The 17,559-nt window shown below is 65.3% G+C and carries 22 protein-coding genes; 10 read left to right on the forward strand and 12 right to left on the reverse strand.

The genetic code is table 11. The annotated features are described in order from the left end of the window. On the reverse strand, positions 1-888 hold the full coding sequence (locus ACVWZ5_RS01660) for a MerR family transcriptional regulator (protein WP_062575711.1): 888 nt from the start codon (positions 886-888) through the stop codon (positions 1-3). A gap of 153 nt (positions 889-1,041) precedes the next feature. Here ACVWZ5_RS01660 and ACVWZ5_RS01665 point away from each other — a divergent pair, with 153 nt between their 5' ends. From ACVWZ5_RS01665 to ACVWZ5_RS01700, 8 genes are all read left to right on the forward strand, one after another. After that, positions 1,042-1,488 (forward strand): PAS domain-containing protein, encoded by a 447-nt coding sequence (locus ACVWZ5_RS01665; RefSeq protein WP_062573718.1) that lies wholly within the window; start codon positions 1,042-1,044, stop codon positions 1,486-1,488. Between the two features lie 105 nt (positions 1,489-1,593). After that, entirely contained in the window at positions 1,594-2,016 is a 423-nt protein-coding gene (locus tag ACVWZ5_RS01670; RefSeq protein ID WP_062573717.1) for a nuclear transport factor 2 family protein, read from the forward strand. Then, positions 2,013-2,765, forward strand: a complete 753-nt coding sequence (locus ACVWZ5_RS01675) for an SDR family NAD(P)-dependent oxidoreductase (protein ID WP_062573716.1) — start codon at positions 2,013-2,015, stop codon at positions 2,763-2,765. The genes ACVWZ5_RS01670 and ACVWZ5_RS01675 overlap by 4 nt, the downstream gene beginning before the upstream one ends. Before the next feature lie 6 nt (positions 2,766-2,771). After that, positions 2,772-4,019, forward strand: coding sequence for an NAD(P)/FAD-dependent oxidoreductase (locus ACVWZ5_RS01680; RefSeq protein ID WP_062573715.1), 1,248 nt, complete (start codon positions 2,772-2,774; stop codon positions 4,017-4,019). Beyond that, entirely contained in the window at positions 4,016-4,819 is an 804-nt protein-coding gene (locus tag ACVWZ5_RS01685) for a DUF1365 domain-containing protein (protein ID WP_062573714.1), read from the forward strand. Before ACVWZ5_RS01680 ends, ACVWZ5_RS01685 begins: the two co-directional genes overlap by 4 nt. Continuing rightward, positions 4,800-6,059 (forward strand): SAM-dependent methyltransferase, encoded by a 1,260-nt coding sequence (locus ACVWZ5_RS01690; RefSeq protein WP_062573713.1) that lies wholly within the window; start codon positions 4,800-4,802, stop codon positions 6,057-6,059. The genes ACVWZ5_RS01685 and ACVWZ5_RS01690 overlap by 20 nt, the downstream gene beginning before the upstream one ends. Before the next feature lie 3 nt (positions 6,060-6,062). After that, complete coding sequence (locus tag ACVWZ5_RS01695) at positions 6,063-6,551, forward strand: DUF2878 domain-containing protein (RefSeq protein WP_062573712.1); 489 nt, start codon at positions 6,063-6,065, stop codon at positions 6,549-6,551. Positions 6,552-6,656: 105 nt separating this feature from the next. Then, positions 6,657-7,064: an ACT domain-containing protein gene (locus ACVWZ5_RS01700; RefSeq protein WP_062573711.1), complete on the forward strand. Its 408-nt coding sequence runs from the start codon at positions 6,657-6,659 to the stop codon at positions 7,062-7,064. Between the two features lie 7 nt (positions 7,065-7,071). Here ACVWZ5_RS01700 and ACVWZ5_RS01705 read toward each other — a convergent pair whose 3' ends face one another. The 5 genes from ACVWZ5_RS01705 to ACVWZ5_RS01725 all read right to left on the reverse strand — a co-directional run bounded on the left by ACVWZ5_RS01705 (position 7,072) and on the right by ACVWZ5_RS01725 (position 12,576). Next, positions 7,072-7,944, reverse strand: a complete 873-nt coding sequence (locus tag ACVWZ5_RS01705; protein WP_457340358.1) for an AlkA N-terminal domain-containing protein — start codon at positions 7,942-7,944, stop codon at positions 7,072-7,074. A 178-nt stretch (positions 7,945-8,122) separates the two neighbouring features. After that, positions 8,123-9,172 carry a chitinase gene (locus tag ACVWZ5_RS01710; RefSeq protein ID WP_028689291.1) on the reverse strand — a complete coding sequence of 350 codons (1,050 nt, stop codon included), beginning with the start codon at positions 9,170-9,172 and terminating at the stop codon, positions 8,123-8,125. 37 nt (positions 9,173-9,209) lie between these two features. Next, entirely contained in the window at positions 9,210-9,845 is a 636-nt protein-coding gene (locus ACVWZ5_RS01715) for a lytic polysaccharide monooxygenase auxiliary activity family 9 protein (protein ID WP_028689290.1), read from the reverse strand. Between the two features lie 249 nt (positions 9,846-10,094). Next, entirely contained in the window at positions 10,095-11,786 is a 1,692-nt protein-coding gene (locus ACVWZ5_RS01720) for a phospholipase D-like domain-containing protein (protein WP_062573710.1), read from the reverse strand. Positions 11,787-11,808: 22 nt separating this feature from the next. Then, a complete protein-coding gene (locus ACVWZ5_RS01725; protein ID WP_028689288.1) occupies positions 11,809-12,576 on the reverse strand; it encodes a ribonuclease T2 family protein in 768 nt (255 codons plus the stop codon). 153 nt (positions 12,577-12,729) lie between these two features. On the opposite strand from ACVWZ5_RS01725, the gene ACVWZ5_RS01730 reads away from it, so the two are divergent. Beyond that, entirely contained in the window at positions 12,730-12,912 is a 183-nt protein-coding gene (locus ACVWZ5_RS01730; protein ID WP_186599836.1) for a DUF2986 domain-containing protein, read from the forward strand. A gap of 41 nt (positions 12,913-12,953) precedes the next feature. Then, positions 12,954-13,418 (forward strand): VOC family protein, encoded by a 465-nt coding sequence (locus ACVWZ5_RS01735; protein WP_062573709.1) that lies wholly within the window; start codon positions 12,954-12,956, stop codon positions 13,416-13,418. A 1-nt stretch (position 13,419) separates the two neighbouring features. Here ACVWZ5_RS01735 and ACVWZ5_RS01740 read toward each other — a convergent pair whose 3' ends face one another. From ACVWZ5_RS01740 to ACVWZ5_RS01765, 6 genes are all read right to left on the reverse strand, one after another. Beyond that, positions 13,420-14,241 (reverse strand): MipA/OmpV family protein, encoded by an 822-nt coding sequence (locus ACVWZ5_RS01740; protein WP_260269918.1) that lies wholly within the window; start codon positions 14,239-14,241, stop codon positions 13,420-13,422. A 147-nt stretch (positions 14,242-14,388) separates the two neighbouring features. Continuing rightward, entirely contained in the window at positions 14,389-15,171 is a 783-nt protein-coding gene (locus tag ACVWZ5_RS01745; RefSeq protein WP_062573708.1) for an enoyl-CoA hydratase/isomerase family protein, read from the reverse strand. Between the two features lie 15 nt (positions 15,172-15,186). Continuing rightward, positions 15,187-15,891 carry an NAD(P)H-dependent oxidoreductase gene (locus tag ACVWZ5_RS01750; RefSeq protein ID WP_062573707.1) on the reverse strand — a complete coding sequence of 235 codons (705 nt, stop codon included), beginning with the start codon at positions 15,889-15,891 and terminating at the stop codon, positions 15,187-15,189. After that, a complete protein-coding gene (locus ACVWZ5_RS01755; protein ID WP_260269921.1) occupies positions 15,888-16,412 on the reverse strand; it encodes a hypothetical protein in 525 nt (174 codons plus the stop codon). The genes ACVWZ5_RS01750 and ACVWZ5_RS01755 overlap by 4 nt, the downstream gene beginning before the upstream one ends. Before the next feature lie 95 nt (positions 16,413-16,507). Next, positions 16,508-17,113 carry a c-type cytochrome gene (locus ACVWZ5_RS01760; RefSeq protein WP_457340359.1) on the reverse strand — a complete coding sequence of 202 codons (606 nt, stop codon included), beginning with the start codon at positions 17,111-17,113 and terminating at the stop codon, positions 16,508-16,510. Further along, positions 17,110-17,556, reverse strand: a complete 447-nt coding sequence (locus tag ACVWZ5_RS01765; RefSeq protein WP_084942829.1) for a hypothetical protein — start codon at positions 17,554-17,556, stop codon at positions 17,110-17,112. Before ACVWZ5_RS01765 ends, ACVWZ5_RS01760 begins: the two co-directional genes overlap by 4 nt. Positions 17,557-17,559 lie beyond the last annotated feature (3 nt).

Consider the following 17,559-nt stretch of genomic DNA (forward strand, 5'->3'; position numbering starts at 1 on the left):
TCACAGGTCCAGGGCGCCCCTGAGCAGAGCATCGAGCATGCCGGGCGCCTGCGGATCGCGCTCATCCAGCAGACACACCGGAGTTCCCTGCAACACCGCCTGCGAAGCGCCCAACCCCTCCCCCACCAAGGCCAGCGGGCAAGGGATCTCCATCTGCAACGAACGCAGCCGTTTCGCCAAGGCCGCGCTTACCGGCCCCTGCACCGCGACCACCAGCACCGCGGGCTGGATTGCCCCGCACACCAGCGCCAGCTCCTCAAGCGGCTGGCCACACCCCAGCACTTCGATGCGTTGCCGTCGATCGCTCAGCAGCAGGCCGGCACACAGCAACTGCAGGTCGACCAGGCCCTCGGCGCCGGCCAGCAGCACCCGTGGTGCATCGGCCTGGTTCATGTGCAGGCGCAGTAGCAGACGGGCGCGCAGGAAGGTGTCCAGGAACAGCCACTGGCTGCGCTCGCCGAAAGACTCGCCCTCGGCCAGCTCACGCCACACCGGCATGAACACCTCATGCATCACCGTGGTCTTGGGCAGGAGCGTGAACAGTTGCCCATGAATGCCTTCCAGCGCCTGCGCGTCGAATGCCTTGGTCGCCCGGACAACGGCCAGGCGCCAGTCGTGGAGGGCATCGTCCTGCGCGGGGGGCGCCTCGGGCTGGCCGGCGAGCAGACCGCCGACCTTGCTGATGGGCACGCCGTTGCCGGTCCAGCGCAGGATGTCGCGAATACGCTGGACATCCCGGGCCGTGTACAGCCGGTGGCCGCCTTCGGTGCGCTGTGGGCTGATCAGGCCATGGCGGCGCTCCCAGGCCCGCAATGTCACGGGGTTGATGCCGGTCAGGCTGACCACGTCGCGCATGGGCAGCAAGTCTAAGGAAGGGGTGTCGGTCATGGCCAGGGTTCGCATGGAGGTGAGCACATTCTAAACCCATGGGCACCTGTTGCGGCGAGCCTGCTTGGGTCATCATGGTCGGCAAACGCGCCCGAGGCTCTCGCACGGTAGCTACGCTGCGCATTCGCATCCACGTTCCGACAGGTGAGCTCCATGATCAACGCGAAACTCCTGCAACTGATGGTCGAACAATCCAACGATGGCATCGTCGTCGCCGAGCAGGAGGGCAACGACAGCATTCTCATCTACGTCAACCCGGCCTTCGAACGGCTCACCGGCTACGCCACGGACGACATCCTCTATCAGGACTGCCGCTTTCTCCAGGGCGCCGACCATGATCAGCCGGGCGTCGCCGCCATCGGCCAGGCGATCCGCTCAGGCCACCCTTGCCGCCAGGTGCTGCGCAACTACCGCAAGGATGGCAGCCCGTTCTGGAACGAGCTGTCGATCACCCCGGTACGCAACGAAGCCGACCAGCTGACCTACTACATCGGTATCCAGCGCGATGTCACGGCTCAGGTGGCCGCCGAGGAGAAAGTGCGCGAACTGGAGGCGGAGGTTGCGCGCTTGCGCCAGGCGCTGGAGGCGACGGGACGCTGATTGAAAAAGCTGTACAAGACAATTGTATTTGTACAATTTTAGTCCTAGGCTTCAGTCATACCTGTACAACTCGCCATCGTTGTACAGGATTGCCCGGAGCCGCGTATGTCAGACTACCTGCTGCAGTTCGCCCATCACTTTGCCCGCTTGCAGGCAGGCAATCTTGATTCGCTGGAAAACCTGTACAGTGAAGACATCTGCTTTCGCGACCCGCTGCACCGGATTGATGGCCTGCCGGCCCTGAAGGCGTACTTCGCCCAGCTCTACGCCAACGCCCACGACATCCGCTATGCCTTCACCGGCGCCGACGAGGTCCAGCCCGGGCAGGGTTACCTGCGCTGGACCCTGCACTTTCGCCATCCGCGCCTGGCCGGCGGCCGGGCCATCAGCCTGCAGGGCTGCAGTCATCTGCAATGGCAGCAGCGAGTGCAGATCCACCAGGACTACTTCGACGCCGGCGCCCTGCTGTACGAACATATCCCGGTCATGGGCGGCGCCATTCGCTGGCTAAAGGGCCGACTGACATGAGCCGCTACTGGCTGACCGGCGCCAGCAGCGGCATCGGCGCCGCACTGGCTGTGCAATTGCTGGAACAGGGGCACCGGGTGGCCTTGGGAGGCCGCTGCGCCGAACGCCTGGCGCCCCTGGTCGCACGCTTTCCCGATCAGGCACTGGTGGCCCTTGGCGACATCGACGACCGCGAACGGCTGGCATTGATCGCCAGTGAACTGCAGCAGACCTGGGGCGCGCTGGACGCGGTCATCCTCAACGCCGGGACCTGCGAATACCTGGAGCCAGGTCGATTCGACCCAGACCTGGTCGAACGCGTGATGCGCACCAACCTGCTGGGCCTGTGCCATTGCCTGGCCGTCGCCCTGCCCTTGCTGCGTCGCGGCGAACGCCCGCATGTAGTGGTAATGGGCAGCTCGGCGGCCTGGCTCGCCCTGCCCCGGGCCGGCGCCTACGGCGCGTCCAAGGCCGCCGTGCGTTACCTGGTCGAATCGCTGCGTATCGACCTGGCCAACGAAGGCATCGATGTCACCCTGATCAGCCCCGGCTTCGTCGACACGCCCCTGACCCGGCGTAACGACTTCCCCATGCCCCAGCGCTGGACGGCGCAACGCGCCGCCCGCCATATCGCCCGGCGCCTGCCCGGGCGGCCACTGGAAATCAACTTCCCCGCTGCATTCACCCTGGCCCTGCGCCTGCTCGGCGCGCTGCCGCCGCGTTGGCGCCTGGCGCTGGGTCGACGCCTGGCAAGACGGCCACAGGAATAGCCCAACATGCGTATCGCGATCATAGGCAGCGGCATCGCCGGCCTGACCTGCGCCCACCTGCTGTCGCGCCGCCACGAAATCACGGTGTTCGAGGCCGACGACTGGATCGGCGGCCACACCCATACCGTCGAAGTGCCCTGGCACGGCGAGCGCCATGCGGTGGATACCGGTTTCATCGTGTTCAACGACTGGACCTACCCGAACTTCATCCGCCTGCTCGACCAGCTCGGCGTTGCCTCGCGACCGACCCAGATGAGCTTCTCGGTGCATGACCCGGGCACTGGTCTCGAATACAACGGCCACGACCTCGACACCCTGTTCGCGCAACGGCGCAACCTGGTGTCGCCGGGGTTCTGGGGCATGCTGCGCGACATCCTGCGCTTCAACCGCCAGGCCCTGGCCGACCTGGACCGCGGGCGAATTGCCCCGTCCACCACCCTGGGCGGCTATCTCCAGGCACAGGGCTATGGCCGGCGCTTCGTCGAGCACTACATCGTGCCGATGGGTTCGGCGATCTGGTCGATGTCACGGGCGGACATGCTCGGTTTTCCCTTGCAGTTCTTCGTGCGCTTTTGCCGCAACCATGGACTGCTGTCGGTGAACCGACGTCCGCAGTGGCGGGTCGTCGAAGGTGGTTCGCGCAGCTATGTCGCACCGCTGTGCCGGCCGTTCGCCGAGCGCATCCGCCTGGCGTGCAAGGTCGACCGGGTGAGCCGCGACGAAGGTGGCGTCACCCTGTTCAGCAAGGCCGGTAGCGAGCGTTTCGACAACGTGGTGTTCGCCTGCCACAGCGACCAGGCCCTGGCCTTGCTGGAGGCGCCCAGCGCCCAGGAGCGCGCGGTACTCGGGGCCATCACCTACGCCAGCAACGACGTGCTGCTGCACACCGACACCCGCCTGCTGCCGCGCCGACGCAAGGCCTGGGCCAGTTGGAACTACCGCCTGGGCGGCCCCGAGCAAGCTCCGGCAGCGCTGACCTACAACATGAACATCCTGCAGGGCCTCCAGGCCCCGGTGACCTTCTGTGTCAGCCTCAACCAGACCGCGCAGGTAGACCCGGCGCAGATCATCGCCCGTTACCAGTACGCCCACCCCCAGTACAGCCTCGCCGCCACCGCCGCGCAGGCCCGCCAGGCCGAACTGCAGGGCCAGCGCCACAGCTACTACTGCGGCGCCTACTGGGGCAACGGCTTTCACGAGGACGGCGTGGTCAGTGCGCTCAAGGTCGCCGAACACTTCGGAGAGCAACTGTGAACAGCAGCCTGTGCCCGGGCTGGGTCAGCCATCGGCGCCTGGGGCCCCGCCCGCATGCCTTCCGCTACCGGATCGGCATGTTCTACCTGGACCTTGACGAGCAGGCCCGGCTGCTGGGCCTGTCACGCTGGATAGGCCACGGGCGCTTGGCCCCCCTGAGCTGGCGCGAGACCGACTACCTGCCGGCGCTGACCGGTACCGGCGAGCCGCTGGCCCAGGCCGCCCGCCGGCTGGTCGGCCAAGCCACCGGCCAGATTCCCGAGGGCCCGGTGCATCTGCTGACCCAACTGCGCAGTTGGGGACTGTCGTTCAACCCGGTGAGCCTGTACTTCTGCCATGACCGTAACGAACAACTGGCGGCGATCCTGCTGGAAGTGCGCAATACGCCATGGCGCGAGCGCTTCCACTATGTACTGCCGGTGCGGGACGGTCTAGACCAGCCATTCGTCATGACCAAGGCCTTCCACGTCTCGCCCTTCCTGCCAATGGCCATGGACTACCACCTGCGTTTCCATCTGGACGCGCAGCGGATTCACGTGCACATGGAGAACTGGCGAGACGGTCAGAAAGTCTTCGAAGCCGACCTCGCCGTGCGCCGCCAGCCGCTGGGCCGCGCCGCGCTGCACCGATACCTGCTGTCCTTCCCCTGGATGAGCCTGCGCACCGTCTCGGCCATCTATTGGCAAGCCCTGCGCCTGTTGCTCAAGCGCATCCCCATTCACGACCACACCGCCAGCCAGGGCGCCCTGGCGCTTGGCCACCGCTGCGAGGAGCCCGATCATGTCGAACCCCACCCTTAGCGTCAGCAAATCCGCAGGCCTCACCCCCCTGTTGGGTGGGCTGGCCCGCAGCGCGGTGCTGGCGCAACTGGGCAAGCTGCGCCACGGCCACCTGCGACTGCGCGAGCGGGGACAGCAATGGAGCTTCGGCGACGCCGGCAGCCCGTTGCTGGCCGAAGTGGAGATCCTTGAAGGCGCGGCCTGGAACCTGGTGGCCGGCAACGGTTCGATCGGTGCCGGCGAAGCCTACATCCACGGCTACTGGCACAGCCCGGACCTGGCGGCCGTGACCCGCCTGTTCGTGGCCAACCTGGAGGTGCTGGACGCCCTGGAAGGTGGCCTGGCACGCCTGGGCCGCCCCCTGCTGCGCCTGCTGCATCGCCTGAACCGCAACACCCGGCGCGGCGCCAAACGCAATATCCTGGCCCACTACGACCTGGGCAACGTCCTGTTCGAACACCTGCTCGACCCGACCATGATGTACTCGGCGGCCCGCTTCGAACACCCCGAGCAACCCCTGGAGCACGCCCAGTTGAACAAGCTGGAGCAGATTTGCCGCAAGCTCGAACTGGGTGCGCAGGATCACCTGCTGGAGATCGGCAGCGGCTGGGGCAGCCTGGCGATCCACGCCGCGACCCGACACGGTTGCCGGGTCACCACCACGACGCTCTCCGAAGCCCAGTATGCGTTCACCCTCCAGCGCGTCCAGGCATTGGGGCTGGAACACCGTGTAACGGTGTTGCGCCAGGACTATCGCGACCTGCAGGGAACTTTCGACAAACTGGTCTCGATCGAGATGATCGAAGCCGTTGGCCACCGTTACCTGCCCGTGTACTTTCGCCAGTGCGCCGCGCTGCTCAAACCTGACGGGCTGATGCTCCTGCAGGCCATCACCATCCGCGACCAGCGCTATGCCCAGGCCCGGCGCTCGGTGGACTTCATCCAGCGCTACATCTTCCCCGGCGGCGCCCTGCCGTCGCTGAGCGTGCTGCTCGACACCGCCAGCCGCCAGACAGGGCTGAACCTCGTGCACCTGGAGGACTTCGGCCTGGACTATGCACGCACCCTGCGTCATTGGCGCGACAACCTGCGCCAGGCACGTGGTGAGCTGGCGGCGCTCGGCTACGACGAAATGTTCCAGCGCCTGTGGGAGTACTACCTGTGCTACTGCCAGGGCGGCTTCGAGGAACGCGCCATCGGCGTCGCCCAGTTGCTGTGGGCCGCCCCCCTGGCTCGGCGCGCCCCGTTGCCTGGGCACTGACCCATGCGCCGTGGCTGGCTGATCGCCAATGCCCTGTGGCTTCAGGCCGGCTGGTGGCTGTGCGTGCTCGGGGCGCGATGGCCCTGGTTGTTGCTGGTGGTGCCGCCGGTCATGGTGGCGCATGTATTCCTGTGCCGGGATCGCGCTGGCGAATTCCGGGCGCTACTGCGCGTAACGCTGGCCGGTTGCCTGCTGGATAGCCTGCTCGGCGCGCTTGGCGTGTTCGCTTTCGACAGCCGTCCTCTACCCATGTGGCTGGCGATGCTGTGGCTGGTGCTGGCCAGCGGCCTGCGCCACAGCCTGGCCTGGACCGGCAGGCCGTTCTGGCGCGGGGCGCTGTTCGGCGCGTTGGGCGGACCGCTGGCCTACCTCGCCGGCGCCCGGCTGGCGCAGGTCGACCTGCCGTTGGGCGCGATCACCACCGCCACGCTGCTGGCGCCGATCTGGGCACTGTTGCTGCCCTCGCTGGTGCGCCTGGCGGCGTGGCGCTGAGCGCCAGACTCATCGATTATCCTAATGCCCTGCGTGCAATGCTAATTTCAATCGTCCCCGGTGAACGCTCTAGACTGCCGGCTCACCACCCCGGGAGCCCACACGATGCATGGCGAAACCTCGATTGAAAAACTCCTCCAGTCCATGAAACCCGTACTCAATGACGGTGAGTATGTCTTTGCCACGGTCACCGACGCCTCACAACTACAAGACCTGAACATTGTCGGCAGCTTCAGGGAGCACGAAGGCTGGACGGTCATCCTGGAGCGAAAGGTCGCGGACGCGATGCAGCTGCCCTACACCTACGTGTGCGCCTGGATCACGCTGACCGTCCACTCCTCTCTCGAAGCCGTTGGCCTGACCGCAGCGTTCGCCACCGCGCTGGGCAAGGCCGGCATCAGTTGCAACGTAGTGGCGGCCTTCTACCATGACCATATCTTTGTTGGTGTGGATGACGCGCAAAGCGCCATGGCGGTGTTGCAGGCACTGTCAGACAACGCCGGACAACCCTGAGCCTGGTTCACGGCTTGCCTGCCAGTCCTTGCCAGGCCCGCAGCACCGCATAGCCACGCCAGGGGCGCCAGCCCTGCGCGGCCTGCGTAGCGGCGCTGGCACTGTTCACACCCAGTGCCTTCTGCAATGCCACGTCACCCGCCGGAAACGCATCAGGCCAGCGCAGTGCGCGCAAGGCAATGTACTGGGCCGTCCAGTCACCGATGCCGGGCAAGGCACGCAACTGGGCGCAGGTGGCCGCGACATCGACGCCGGGGCTCAGCACCAGGCGCCCCTCCCCCACGGCCTCGGCCAGGGCCTTGAGCGCCGCCTGGCGCTGGCGCGTGATGCCCAGTCGACCAAGGGCATCACCACTGGCCGCCGCCAGGGTGGCCGGTGTGGGGAACAGGCGGTCCAGCGCTGCGACTGGAGTCTGGATGGGCTCGCCAAAGGCGGTGACCAGGCGCGCGCCCAGCGTGCGTGCGGCAACCACGGTGATTTGCTGGCCGAGCACGGCGCGCACCGCCAGTTCGAAGCCATCCAGCGTGCCGGGCACACGCATGCCTTCGCTGGTCGGAAAACTGGCCTGCAACACGCGGTGGATCGCCACCGGGTCGGCATCCAGATCGAACGCGGTTCGCACGCGGTTGATCAGCATGGGCAGCACGCTGGCAAGGCTGTCACTGATCGTCACCTGCGCCTGGGCGCGCTCGTCATCAAGGCTCACGCTCAGCCAGCCGCTGCACGCCTGCGAGTCCTGCACAAGGCGCAGGGTGCGCGCGTACTGCCGGCCCTCGACCCATTCCAGGCCCGGGATGGCGCGCAGGCGCAGGAAGCCCAGCGTCGCTTCGATGTCATAGGGTGGGCACCAGCCCAGGCAGAGGTTGGTCATGAGCGACATTCTAGTGTCCTGGACTCGTTCGAGGCTCGCTATTTTCGGACATAGGGCTCACAGGGTTGCCCCTATCCTGCAGACAACAAAAAATCCGATGCCTTGCGGCATCGGATTCTTATCGATCGTTCACCTCGGCAGGCCTCGACTGCCGGGCATCAGGCACGTCTGCCCGATGCGAGTTCGATCAGGCGCCGGTCGGTGCCTTGCGGGTGCGAGCAGGTGCCTTGGTGCCGTTGATCAGCGGCCCGTAGCGTCGGCTGAATTCCTGGTTGTAGGGCACGTGGTCCTTGTTGACCCCGTTGTCCCAGTTGACCGACCAGGTCATCAGGCCCTTGATCGACACGCCCTTGGCGTACAGACGCTTGAACGCGTTGGTCAGCGCCGTCGGGTTGACCACGTAGCCGGTGGCGGCGGCATCGACGTTGGCCGGCAGGCCGATGACGAACTTGTCGGCCGGGATCCGGGTGAAGCCGCGGGTGCCGCTGACCAGGCTTTCGGTCAGGTAGAAGAGGAAGTCCTCTTTGAGCGCATCGTTGTTCTGGGCGATCCAGGCGCCCTTGCCGTTGTTGGCCTCCTGTACCCACAGCCCGTCGCCACCCTGGTTGTAGAACTGCGGGGCGATGAAGTCGTAGTACCCCTCCAGTGCCTTGAGGTAGTCGACGTAGCGCCCGGCGCTGGTCAGGTAAGGGAACTCCGGTGCCATGCTGATGATGAAATGCTTGCCCTCGGCGGCATAGTGATCCTTCACCAGCTTCAGCGCGGCGGGCAGGACGGTCTTGTTGGCGGCGAAGTCGATCGCGCTCTGTTCAAGATCGATGTCCAGCCCGTCGAAACCGTAGGTTTCCACCAGGCGGATGATTTCATTGGCCAGGGGCTGTTCCTGGCCCGGGTTCAGCGCGATATGCGCATCGGCACCACCCAACGACATCAGCACCGCCCTGCCCTGGCTGTTGAGCACGCCGACCTGGCGGCGGAACTCGGCATCGGACAGGTTGTAAGGCTTGAAGGTCGGGATGCCGCTGCCCTTCATGAACGCCACGGCCACCACGTTGTAGTCGCGCGGCACCTCCTCCAGGCTCATGTTGGCGAACTGCCCGCGCTGGTAGCCGTCCGCCGGGCCTGCCGGCCAGTTGTGCCAGTAGCCCATGAGGATCTTCTTGCCCTCGAGGCTGGGCATGCGCGAGGCGGCATCGTCCCGCGCGGCCTTCAGTTGGGTAAAGTCAATCTTTGACATGTTCCAATCCTTTAGAACGTGTGGAAGATCCGCGGACTTACTTGAAGTCGACGTCGAAGGCCTGGTAGAAGGCGTTGCCGGTGTTGGCGACGATCCACATCAGGACGATTACATGACGGCCCTTCTTGTTGGCCGGCAGCTTCACTTCGTGGTCGACCTTGGCCTTCAGCTCGCCGGCATGGCTGTAGTACGGCACCTGCGGGTAGAAGTCCTCGGCGAACGGTTTGTCCTCCAGCTGCGCACGGGTGATGCGCTGTTTCGGATCCCAACCGTCCTTGGTAATCAGCCAGCGGTAGCCACGGGTGGTGTGCGGCGCGGTGTAGCGCCAGGTCACCTTGAACAGCTGCCCGGGGTCGACGTTCACCAGCGGCCAGGTGAAGGCGCGGTTGAGCTTCTTGCTCATCTCCTCGTCGGTGAAGTTGACGCAGTCACGGGCGTCGGTCTTGCCGCCGCTGAGGATATAGCCGTCGGCGGGCGGGGCGACGCTTGGGTTGTCCGATTGGAACGGTGCGGGGAACGGACCGGCCGCCAGGGCCGGGAAGTTCTTGCCGCCTTCCATTTCGTCGACCTGCCAGCCGCTCAGCACACCGAGGTCGATGGCGACGGCGCCGCGGGAAGCCGGAGAAGTGACGCGGCCATGGCGAAGTGGGTTCTGGTTTTGTGGTTGGTTCATGTTCATAGCTCCATTTGATTTGAGAACTCTCCCTTTCCGAAGGAGAGGCCTTCAAACTAACGGAGCTGGATTTATTGTCCACGGCGCGATTTTGCGCACCGAAGCCGGCCGTTGGGAGAAACCCCAATGAATACTGGATGTTTATACAGTGTCGCTATGCTTCTCCTACCCATCATGGAGCAAATCACCTACATGCCCAGGCGGCGCATGGCCGCTCCTACAGGGATAGCGCATGGCCTGGGGGGACTGTCAGCCGACCAGATAGCGGCGCCGCTTCGACCGGTAGTTGGACGGATCCAGGTGTGCAGGCAACCATTGCCCGGCCTGCGGCTTGAGGTAATTGCCAGTACTCCCGGGCCGGGCCCGGTACTTCGCCGCCAGGTAGCGCGCGTAGTGGTGATCGAACAGACGCATGAACTCGCCGAAGTAGATATCCGCCACCCGGGTGTCGCCGTGGATCACCAGCATGTTCTCGTCGTTCTTTTCCTGGGAGGCGGCGCTGAAGTTCGCCGACCCGGTCACCACGGTGGGCTGCTCGCCCAGGGGGTCGACCAACAGGTACTTGGTATGGACGAAGTCGTTGCTGTTGAGCGGGTTGTCACGCTCCTTGAGCGCGTTGGCCAGCGGGTTGTCCTCGCCCAGGTAGCTGCCGGCAGCGAAGATCACGTCACCGTCGGTGCCAATGTCTTCGGTCTTCCTGAGCGGATCGTCCTTGATCACGTAGCGCAGCACGTCGTTCTGGGCCTGGAGCACCTTCTGGAATTGCGGGGCGATTTCGAACGCGGCGGTGAAGCACACCAGTTGCCGGGCATTGCCGGCCAGGTCCGCGTACCACTGCAAGGTCTTTTGCGCCTGGGGCGTTTCCTTGCGCTCGCGGGGGCTGAACAGCGGGTAGGTGCCCGGCTGCAACGGCAAGGCGGGCAAAGGGCTGGCCTGGACGTTGGGCACTCGCAAGCTTGCCGGGGTCATGTTCTGTTGCAGCCGCGTCCAGTAGTCCAGGTATTGCCGGGCGATGATGGGGTCGTGGACGACATGGCCAACATTGGAATGGCCGAAGATCCCACCAGCCGAGATATTGGTCGAGCCGGTCCAGACGCTGACCGGCTGGCCATCCTTGAGCAGCACGATGAACTTGTTGTGGCGGATGCCTTCGCTGACCGTGCGCGGATGCACCCAGGCCTGCAGGCCGGCCTGCTCGATGGTGGCCAGGTTGTTCGCCTTGTACTTGCTCTGCGCATCGAAGACGACCTGCACGTCGCCCTCGCGAGCGGCCTCGCGCAGGGCCTGGGCGACCGGCAGGTACTGGAACTCGTAGAACGCCGCGCGCAGGCCCATGCCCTTAGCGCCGCCACGCCCGATGAAGTCGAGCAGGGCTTCGTACAAGCCCCGTGAAAGCCATTTCATCGGTTTTGATGCCGGCGCATCGGGGTCGGGAGCGACGTTGTCAAACTCCCTGGCATAAGCCTGGGAGCCGATCACGCCGCGGTTGAAGTGGATATCGTGTCCCAATCCCTCGCCGGCCGGCGCCAACGTGGATTCACAGCGCACGCGCACCGCGACGCTCCGGGCTTCGTCGATGCGCAGGTTCTTGGGTTCGCCGAACACCGGCAGTACCCTGTACTCGTAATCCCCATCGGCGGCGACGGTGTAGTCGGCCCACAGGAAACTCTGGATCGGATGCTCGCTGGTGGGCACCAGCGTCCCCGGTGGCAGCCCCTTGTCCTTGTCGGCGAAGCGCTTGAGGCCGCGCAGGTAGTATTGGGTCCGCACCTTGCCGGCTGCGTCGAAGTACCGACGGTGCACGGCAAAGCCCAGCAGGTTCTGCTCGCCGACCAGTGCCTCGAGGCTCGGCGGCGTCACGAAGTCCCAGGCCAGGAACACGACATGGGTGCCGGCGATGGCCCGTACCCGCAGATAGTCGCCAGTGGCGGATGCTCGCATGGGTGCACTCCTTGCAGGCCGGTTACTGGAACGGCGTCCTGACCTTGATCGATTGACTGTCAGGGGTCCCGCCGCTCGGGCAGGAGATCGGGGCGAGCTGCTTGTCCAGGCACACCCAGAGCTCCTTCAGCCGGTTGCCCGAGCCTACCGAGACTCGCAGGCTCTGCGCCGGCAGCGCGGGGTTGCGGGCCAGGAAAGCCTGCTTGATATCGCTGACCTTGGCGTCCAGCAGTTGATTGGGACCAGGGTTGCGGCCGAGCATGGCCTGGGTATCGGGACGGCGCAGCGTGTCGTACACCCGCTGGATATCGGCGAAGTAACGGTCGGCGGACGACCAGCCACAGGTACCATGGGCCTGCCATTCGTTCTGCATCAGGTCCGGCCCCGGCATCATGCACAGGTGCTGCCTGACCAGTGGCGCCGGCAGCGAGCCGACGCTCTGGCAGTTGCGAGGATGGTCCTGGTTGGACTTGGCATAGCGGTTCTGCGGCCACAGGCCATGCACCACCCATTCGAAACGGTTGCCGGAGAAGCACTGGAAGGCATGCTTGTCCCGTTGCGCCTTGGGCTTGTTGCGCTGGGTCTCGCAGTGTTCCGGCGACCAGGACAGCACCAGCGCCAGGTAATCGGTGGGCAGGTCCTTGTTGACATAGTCCACCGGGCGCACCGGCGCGGGCTCGACGACGTCGGGCAACGCGCAGATTTCCTCGGCGAAAATCGGCGAGGCAACGGCCAGCCAACCCCAGAACAGCGTTCTCATCCAGGCGCAATGCCGTGGTGTTCCTTGCATGATGACCTCCTTGTCGGGTTCGACAGGCTCCGTGCCTGTCGCTCGTTCAACCCCGTCAGGTGATGGTGTAGCGTGAATATGACGATTCGTCAGGGGTGCTTTGTTGTATCGTTCGTCCTGCCGTACCACAAGGCGCCAATGAAGCGAAAAAACATGAACCGTCGTAAAAAGATCAACCAGCTGTTGAAAGCCCACGCCAAGAAGGCCAGCGCCAAGCTGGCGCCGAAAAACCGCAACACCTACATCTCCAAGGCCGACCGGCTGAAACTGGCGGCCGAAGCCAGCCTGGGCGCCGAACAGGCCAACGCAGACAGCGTCTCCCCCACCCAGCACTGAGCCTGATGATGACAACACCTGCCGAGAAAGCGAGCGATGCGATGGACCTGACATTCAGCCACGTGGATGTGCTGGTCGCCGATCTGCAGGCCGCTTGTACCTACTACGCCCAGGTGCTGGGCGCCGAGATCTCGCGCACCCTCGTCTGGGAGCGCGGCGGCCTGCATGTGCACTACGCCATCGCCCGGATCGGTCAGGAGCGTTTCATGCTGGTGCAGCCGCTGGCGGGCAACCTCAAGGACCTGCTCGATACTCACGGCGAAGGGATGATCTACCGCCATTGCTACTCCACGCCGGACATCGAACAGGCCTATGACCAACTGACGGCCAACGGCATCCAGCCCGAGGACGAGAACGGCACGCCGCTGGCGCGCGAGCACCTGCAGTCGCCTGCCGGTGCCCGCATCATCTGGCTGCCGAAGCGGTTCGGGCATTTCTCGATCGAGGTCATCGAGGCGCAGGCGCTCGAAGCGTTCATCGAAGAGGCGTTCCTGCCGCTGGCCTGAATCAGAACGCGTACTGCACCCCGACGGTCGAGGTGACCGGCGTGTCCTGGCGGATGATCGGGCTGTGGCGGACCTGGTCGGTGTAGTGCATTACGTTCACGCTGGCGATGGTCGACCAGTGCGGGTCGAACCGGTGCATCCACGACAACTCGCCCGAGTAGGCATAGATGCCCTGGTCGGCCTTGAATCGATCGAAATCGGTGTTGTCGCTTTGCTGGCCGGTGACGCCGAAGTAGGTCTGGTTGTACCTGGCCTGCCCCGCATGGGCGTTGACGCCCAGGGTCACCGTGTCGGCGTCGTTTTGGTGCAGCGTGCTCAGCAGGCCGAACTGATAGCGGTTGCCGCGCTTGTAGCCACCGGTACGCAGTTCGGCATCGGCGGTGATCGCCAGCCAGGGCAGGACCTGCTGGGCCAGGTTGATGTCGACCACCGTCGCACCGCCTACCTCGCCCATGCCTTTCAAATCGTCCGAGCCATTGCGGTACTTGCTGTCACCGTCGGCACGGCCGAAGTCGTAGCCAACCGAGAGGCTGGCACTGAAGCCGTTGTCGAACTGGTGCTGCACGCCCACGCCCTTGAGGCTGTCGGCGAAGAAGATGCCGCGCTGGAGGGTCACCGATGGCAGCAGGTGGCCCTGGCTGCCCTTCGCGCCCATGTAGCGCGGGGCGGCATGCAGGGCGAAGCCTGCGGCAAACTGGGTCTCGTCGCCCCAGATGATGTCCGGCGCAGTCTTTTCCTGGGCATTGGCCTGGCTGCAGGCAAGCGCCGCGTTGAGGGCAAGCGAAGTGCCCAGTATCTTCCTGATGGACGTTGTTTCGAACATGATCATGACTCGCTGGATAAGGTTTTCGACACCACGGGAAACGCACCGGGATTGCCCGGCGCATTTCAACTGGCGCGCACTCTAGCGAGGGTCTGTCAACGTTCCTTCGAGCGATTATCAAGATCCCGTGAAGATGGCTGATTTTTTTTAGCCGAAGGACGCCGGACGGCGCTCACAAAAGGCCTCCACCCCCTCGGCAAAGTCATCGCTGGCGCAAAGACTCACGAACACACCTCGCTCCCGGTCCAGCGCACTGGCCAGATCGCCCTCCAGGCCTGCACGCAGCAACCGCTTGGCCCCCGTCTGCGCAGCGGCGGCGGCGCCGGCAAGGCGCCTGGCCAGCGCCAGGCCGGTGGCCGGCAAGGCGTCGGCGGACACCACATCGACCACCAACCCGAGCGCCTGGGCCTGCTGGGCCGACAAGGGCCTGTTCAGCAACGCCAGGGCCAGGGCGCGGGGCAGTCCGAGATGACGCGGCAGGTGCCAGCTGCCGCCGCCGTCCGGTGTGATGCCGATGGCGCCGTAGGCGTAGACCAGCCGAGCGTCCTCGGCGGCCACCAGCAAATCGCAGCCCAGTGCCAGGGACAGGCCGAAGCCGGCCACGGCGCCATTGAGCAGACCCAGCACCGGGCATGGCAGGTCTGTGAGCCCGAGCACCGCCTCGTTCACCGCGCCGACCAACTGCGCGACACCTGCGCTACGGGCGTCGGGCGAACGTTGCAGTAACTGCTGGAAGTGATGGACGTCACCGCCGACCGAGAAGTGCTCGCCCCGGCTGCGCAGCAGCACCACCTTAGGCGGCGCCAGCGCCAGGCCGCGCACGGCATCGCGCAGGGCGATGGCCATGGACAGGTCGAAGCTGTTGCGCCGCTGCGGCTGATCCAGGGTGAGAAACGCGATGCCTTCGCAACGCTCGACATGAACAGGCATGGATATCGCTCCCCTTCACAGGACTCTTGGGTGCAAGGTGGCATCGAAATCATCCAGCGACGGGAACACCAGCGGCGCCCGCTCATCGAGCGTCAACAGGTGCTCGCGGTACTGCGCCAGGTACTGCTGGCGCGCCTGCTCGCTGATGTAGGGCACATGGAACGCCACGAACGGCGGCAACACCGACAACCCGACATAGCCCAGCACCCCGCGCTGGATCGGACGCAGCATCGCGTCAAGTTCGCCATGCACCGCATCCGGCCCGAACATGTGGCTCTGCCCACCCAGTGAGAAGCTGAGCATCGCCCGCTTGCCCTTGAGCCCGCCACGGTCGTAGATGCGCGTGCCGCCATAGCAGTAGCCTGAGACGAACACCCGGTCGATCCAGCCCTTGAGGATGGCCGGCATGCTGAACCAGTAGATGGGGAAGTTGAGGATGATCAGGTCGGCCCAGCGGATCTTGTCCAGCTCCGCGGCGATGTCCGTAGCCAGGGTGCCGTTGTTGACCGCATGGCGCTGCTCCAGGGCATAGATCAGGTAGTCGGCATTGGCACGCTGGCGGAAGTCATCGGCGCTGGCGACCGGGTTGAAGTCCATGGCATAGAGATCCGACAGCTGAACGCTGTGGCCCTGGCCCTCGAGAACCTCCACGGCCAGGCGGGCCATGGCACTGTTGAAGGACTGGGGTTCGTTGTGGGCATGGACGATCAGGACGTTCATGGCAGCTCCGCGGTGGCAGGTGGCAAGAGGTGTTCGGCCAGCAGCCGCACACCGTTGTATTTGAGGAAGAAGGTGTCGGCCTGGCGTACCACATCGCGGTAGCGCCCATTGAGCGCCATGCGCATCATGTCCAGCTGCAGTTGCTCCTGCTCGATCATGTAGTCGAGGAAACGCTGCGCATCAGCGGGGCCAATCTGGCGCAGGCCCTGCAGCCAGGCCATGTACTTCACGGTCTCGTGGTGGACGATGCGCAGCAGCAGGCCTTGCAGGGGCCGCGGGACCGAGGACAGCAGCCAGGCCTTGAGCCGTGTCAGTACGCCGGGCGTGGTATCCAGCCCCCAGCGGTCGGCGGCGGCCTGGTAGCGCGGTTGATTGAAGCGTTCGAGGTCGGCGTAGGTCTTCCAGAATGGATGGGACGGCTGGCCTTGCAAGCGCGAAGCCATGCGCCGGACCGCCGCCAGGGCGAAGGCGCGATTGGCCAGTTCGTGGCGAAAGCCCTTGAGAAACTTGGGTGATGGCATGGTAGGAGGTATTTCCGTTGGAGTGGGACAGTGGGCCTTCACGATCCCTGTAGTAGCGGCCTTATGCCGCGAATGAGCTGCGCAGCAGCCCCGATTCAAGGGCTGGCGATGTAGTCGAGCAATACCCGCCGCTGATCATCGTCATGCAGTTGCAAGGCAATGCCGCGCATCCAGATCGCCAGCTCGCTGCCATGCTGCTCGCCCCCTCTGCTCCCATCGCTGAACGCCGTCAACTGACGCTCCAGATAGACCCGGTCAAGCACGCGCAGATTGGGCGTTTTCAAGTGCGCGAAGCCCTCTGCCCGAGGGCCGTGACAAGCGCCGCAGGTACCCTGGTAAAGCGCTTGCCCCTGACTAGCGGACGCAGCTGGCACAGTGCTGGAAGTACCGCCAAGCCCTGCGAAGTAGCGCGCCAGCGGTTCCTGGTCGCCATCGCCTATGGTCGTGGCGATGGCGCGCATCTGTGCGCCATGGGTGTCTGCGGCGGCATAGCCACGGCGGCCTGCCTTGAAGTCGCGCAGCTGGGTGAGCAGGTATTCGGCCTGCTGCCCGGCCAGCCGCGGCGCGCCCAGGGCGGGGTTGCCCTGGCCCTGGGCACCGTGACAGGCCACACAGGTGGTGGCCTGGGTCGGTGGCGCTTCGGCGTGGGCGGCGAAGGCCGCGGTCATGGCCAGCAGGCCAGCGTAAAGGCTTTGTTTCATCGGTCGGGGTTCCCTGATCGTTGTTCTTGTTCAGCGATGCGTTGCAGCAGGCGATTGCGCGTGGTCTCGACGTCGGCGGGCACCGCCCCGCGCCACTGCCGCACCTCGGCACCGGTGTAGGGGTTGAAATCAGCGGGCAGATGACGGGCGTCGAAACGCGCCAGCATCCAGTTGAGGACGCCGGCCAGGGCTTCGTCCGACAACCCCGACAAAGCCGAACCCGGCACCTGCACCAGGTACTCGCGCCCCCCCGGCACCCCGAGGAACTTGCCTAGTTGCCCGGGAAACGCCGGCACGTTGCGCGCCGGGTTGCCGCTGCCGTCGGGCAGGTGGCAGCCCTGGCAGTTGAGCATGTAGTCGAACTGACGGGGCTCGGTGGCCCGGGCATTGCCGGCGAGCAACAGCACCGCCAGCGTCAGCAGCCCTATCCGGCGCACGGCCATGCC

The sequence above is a fragment of the Pseudomonas sp. TE6283 genome (assembly GCF_054060555.1).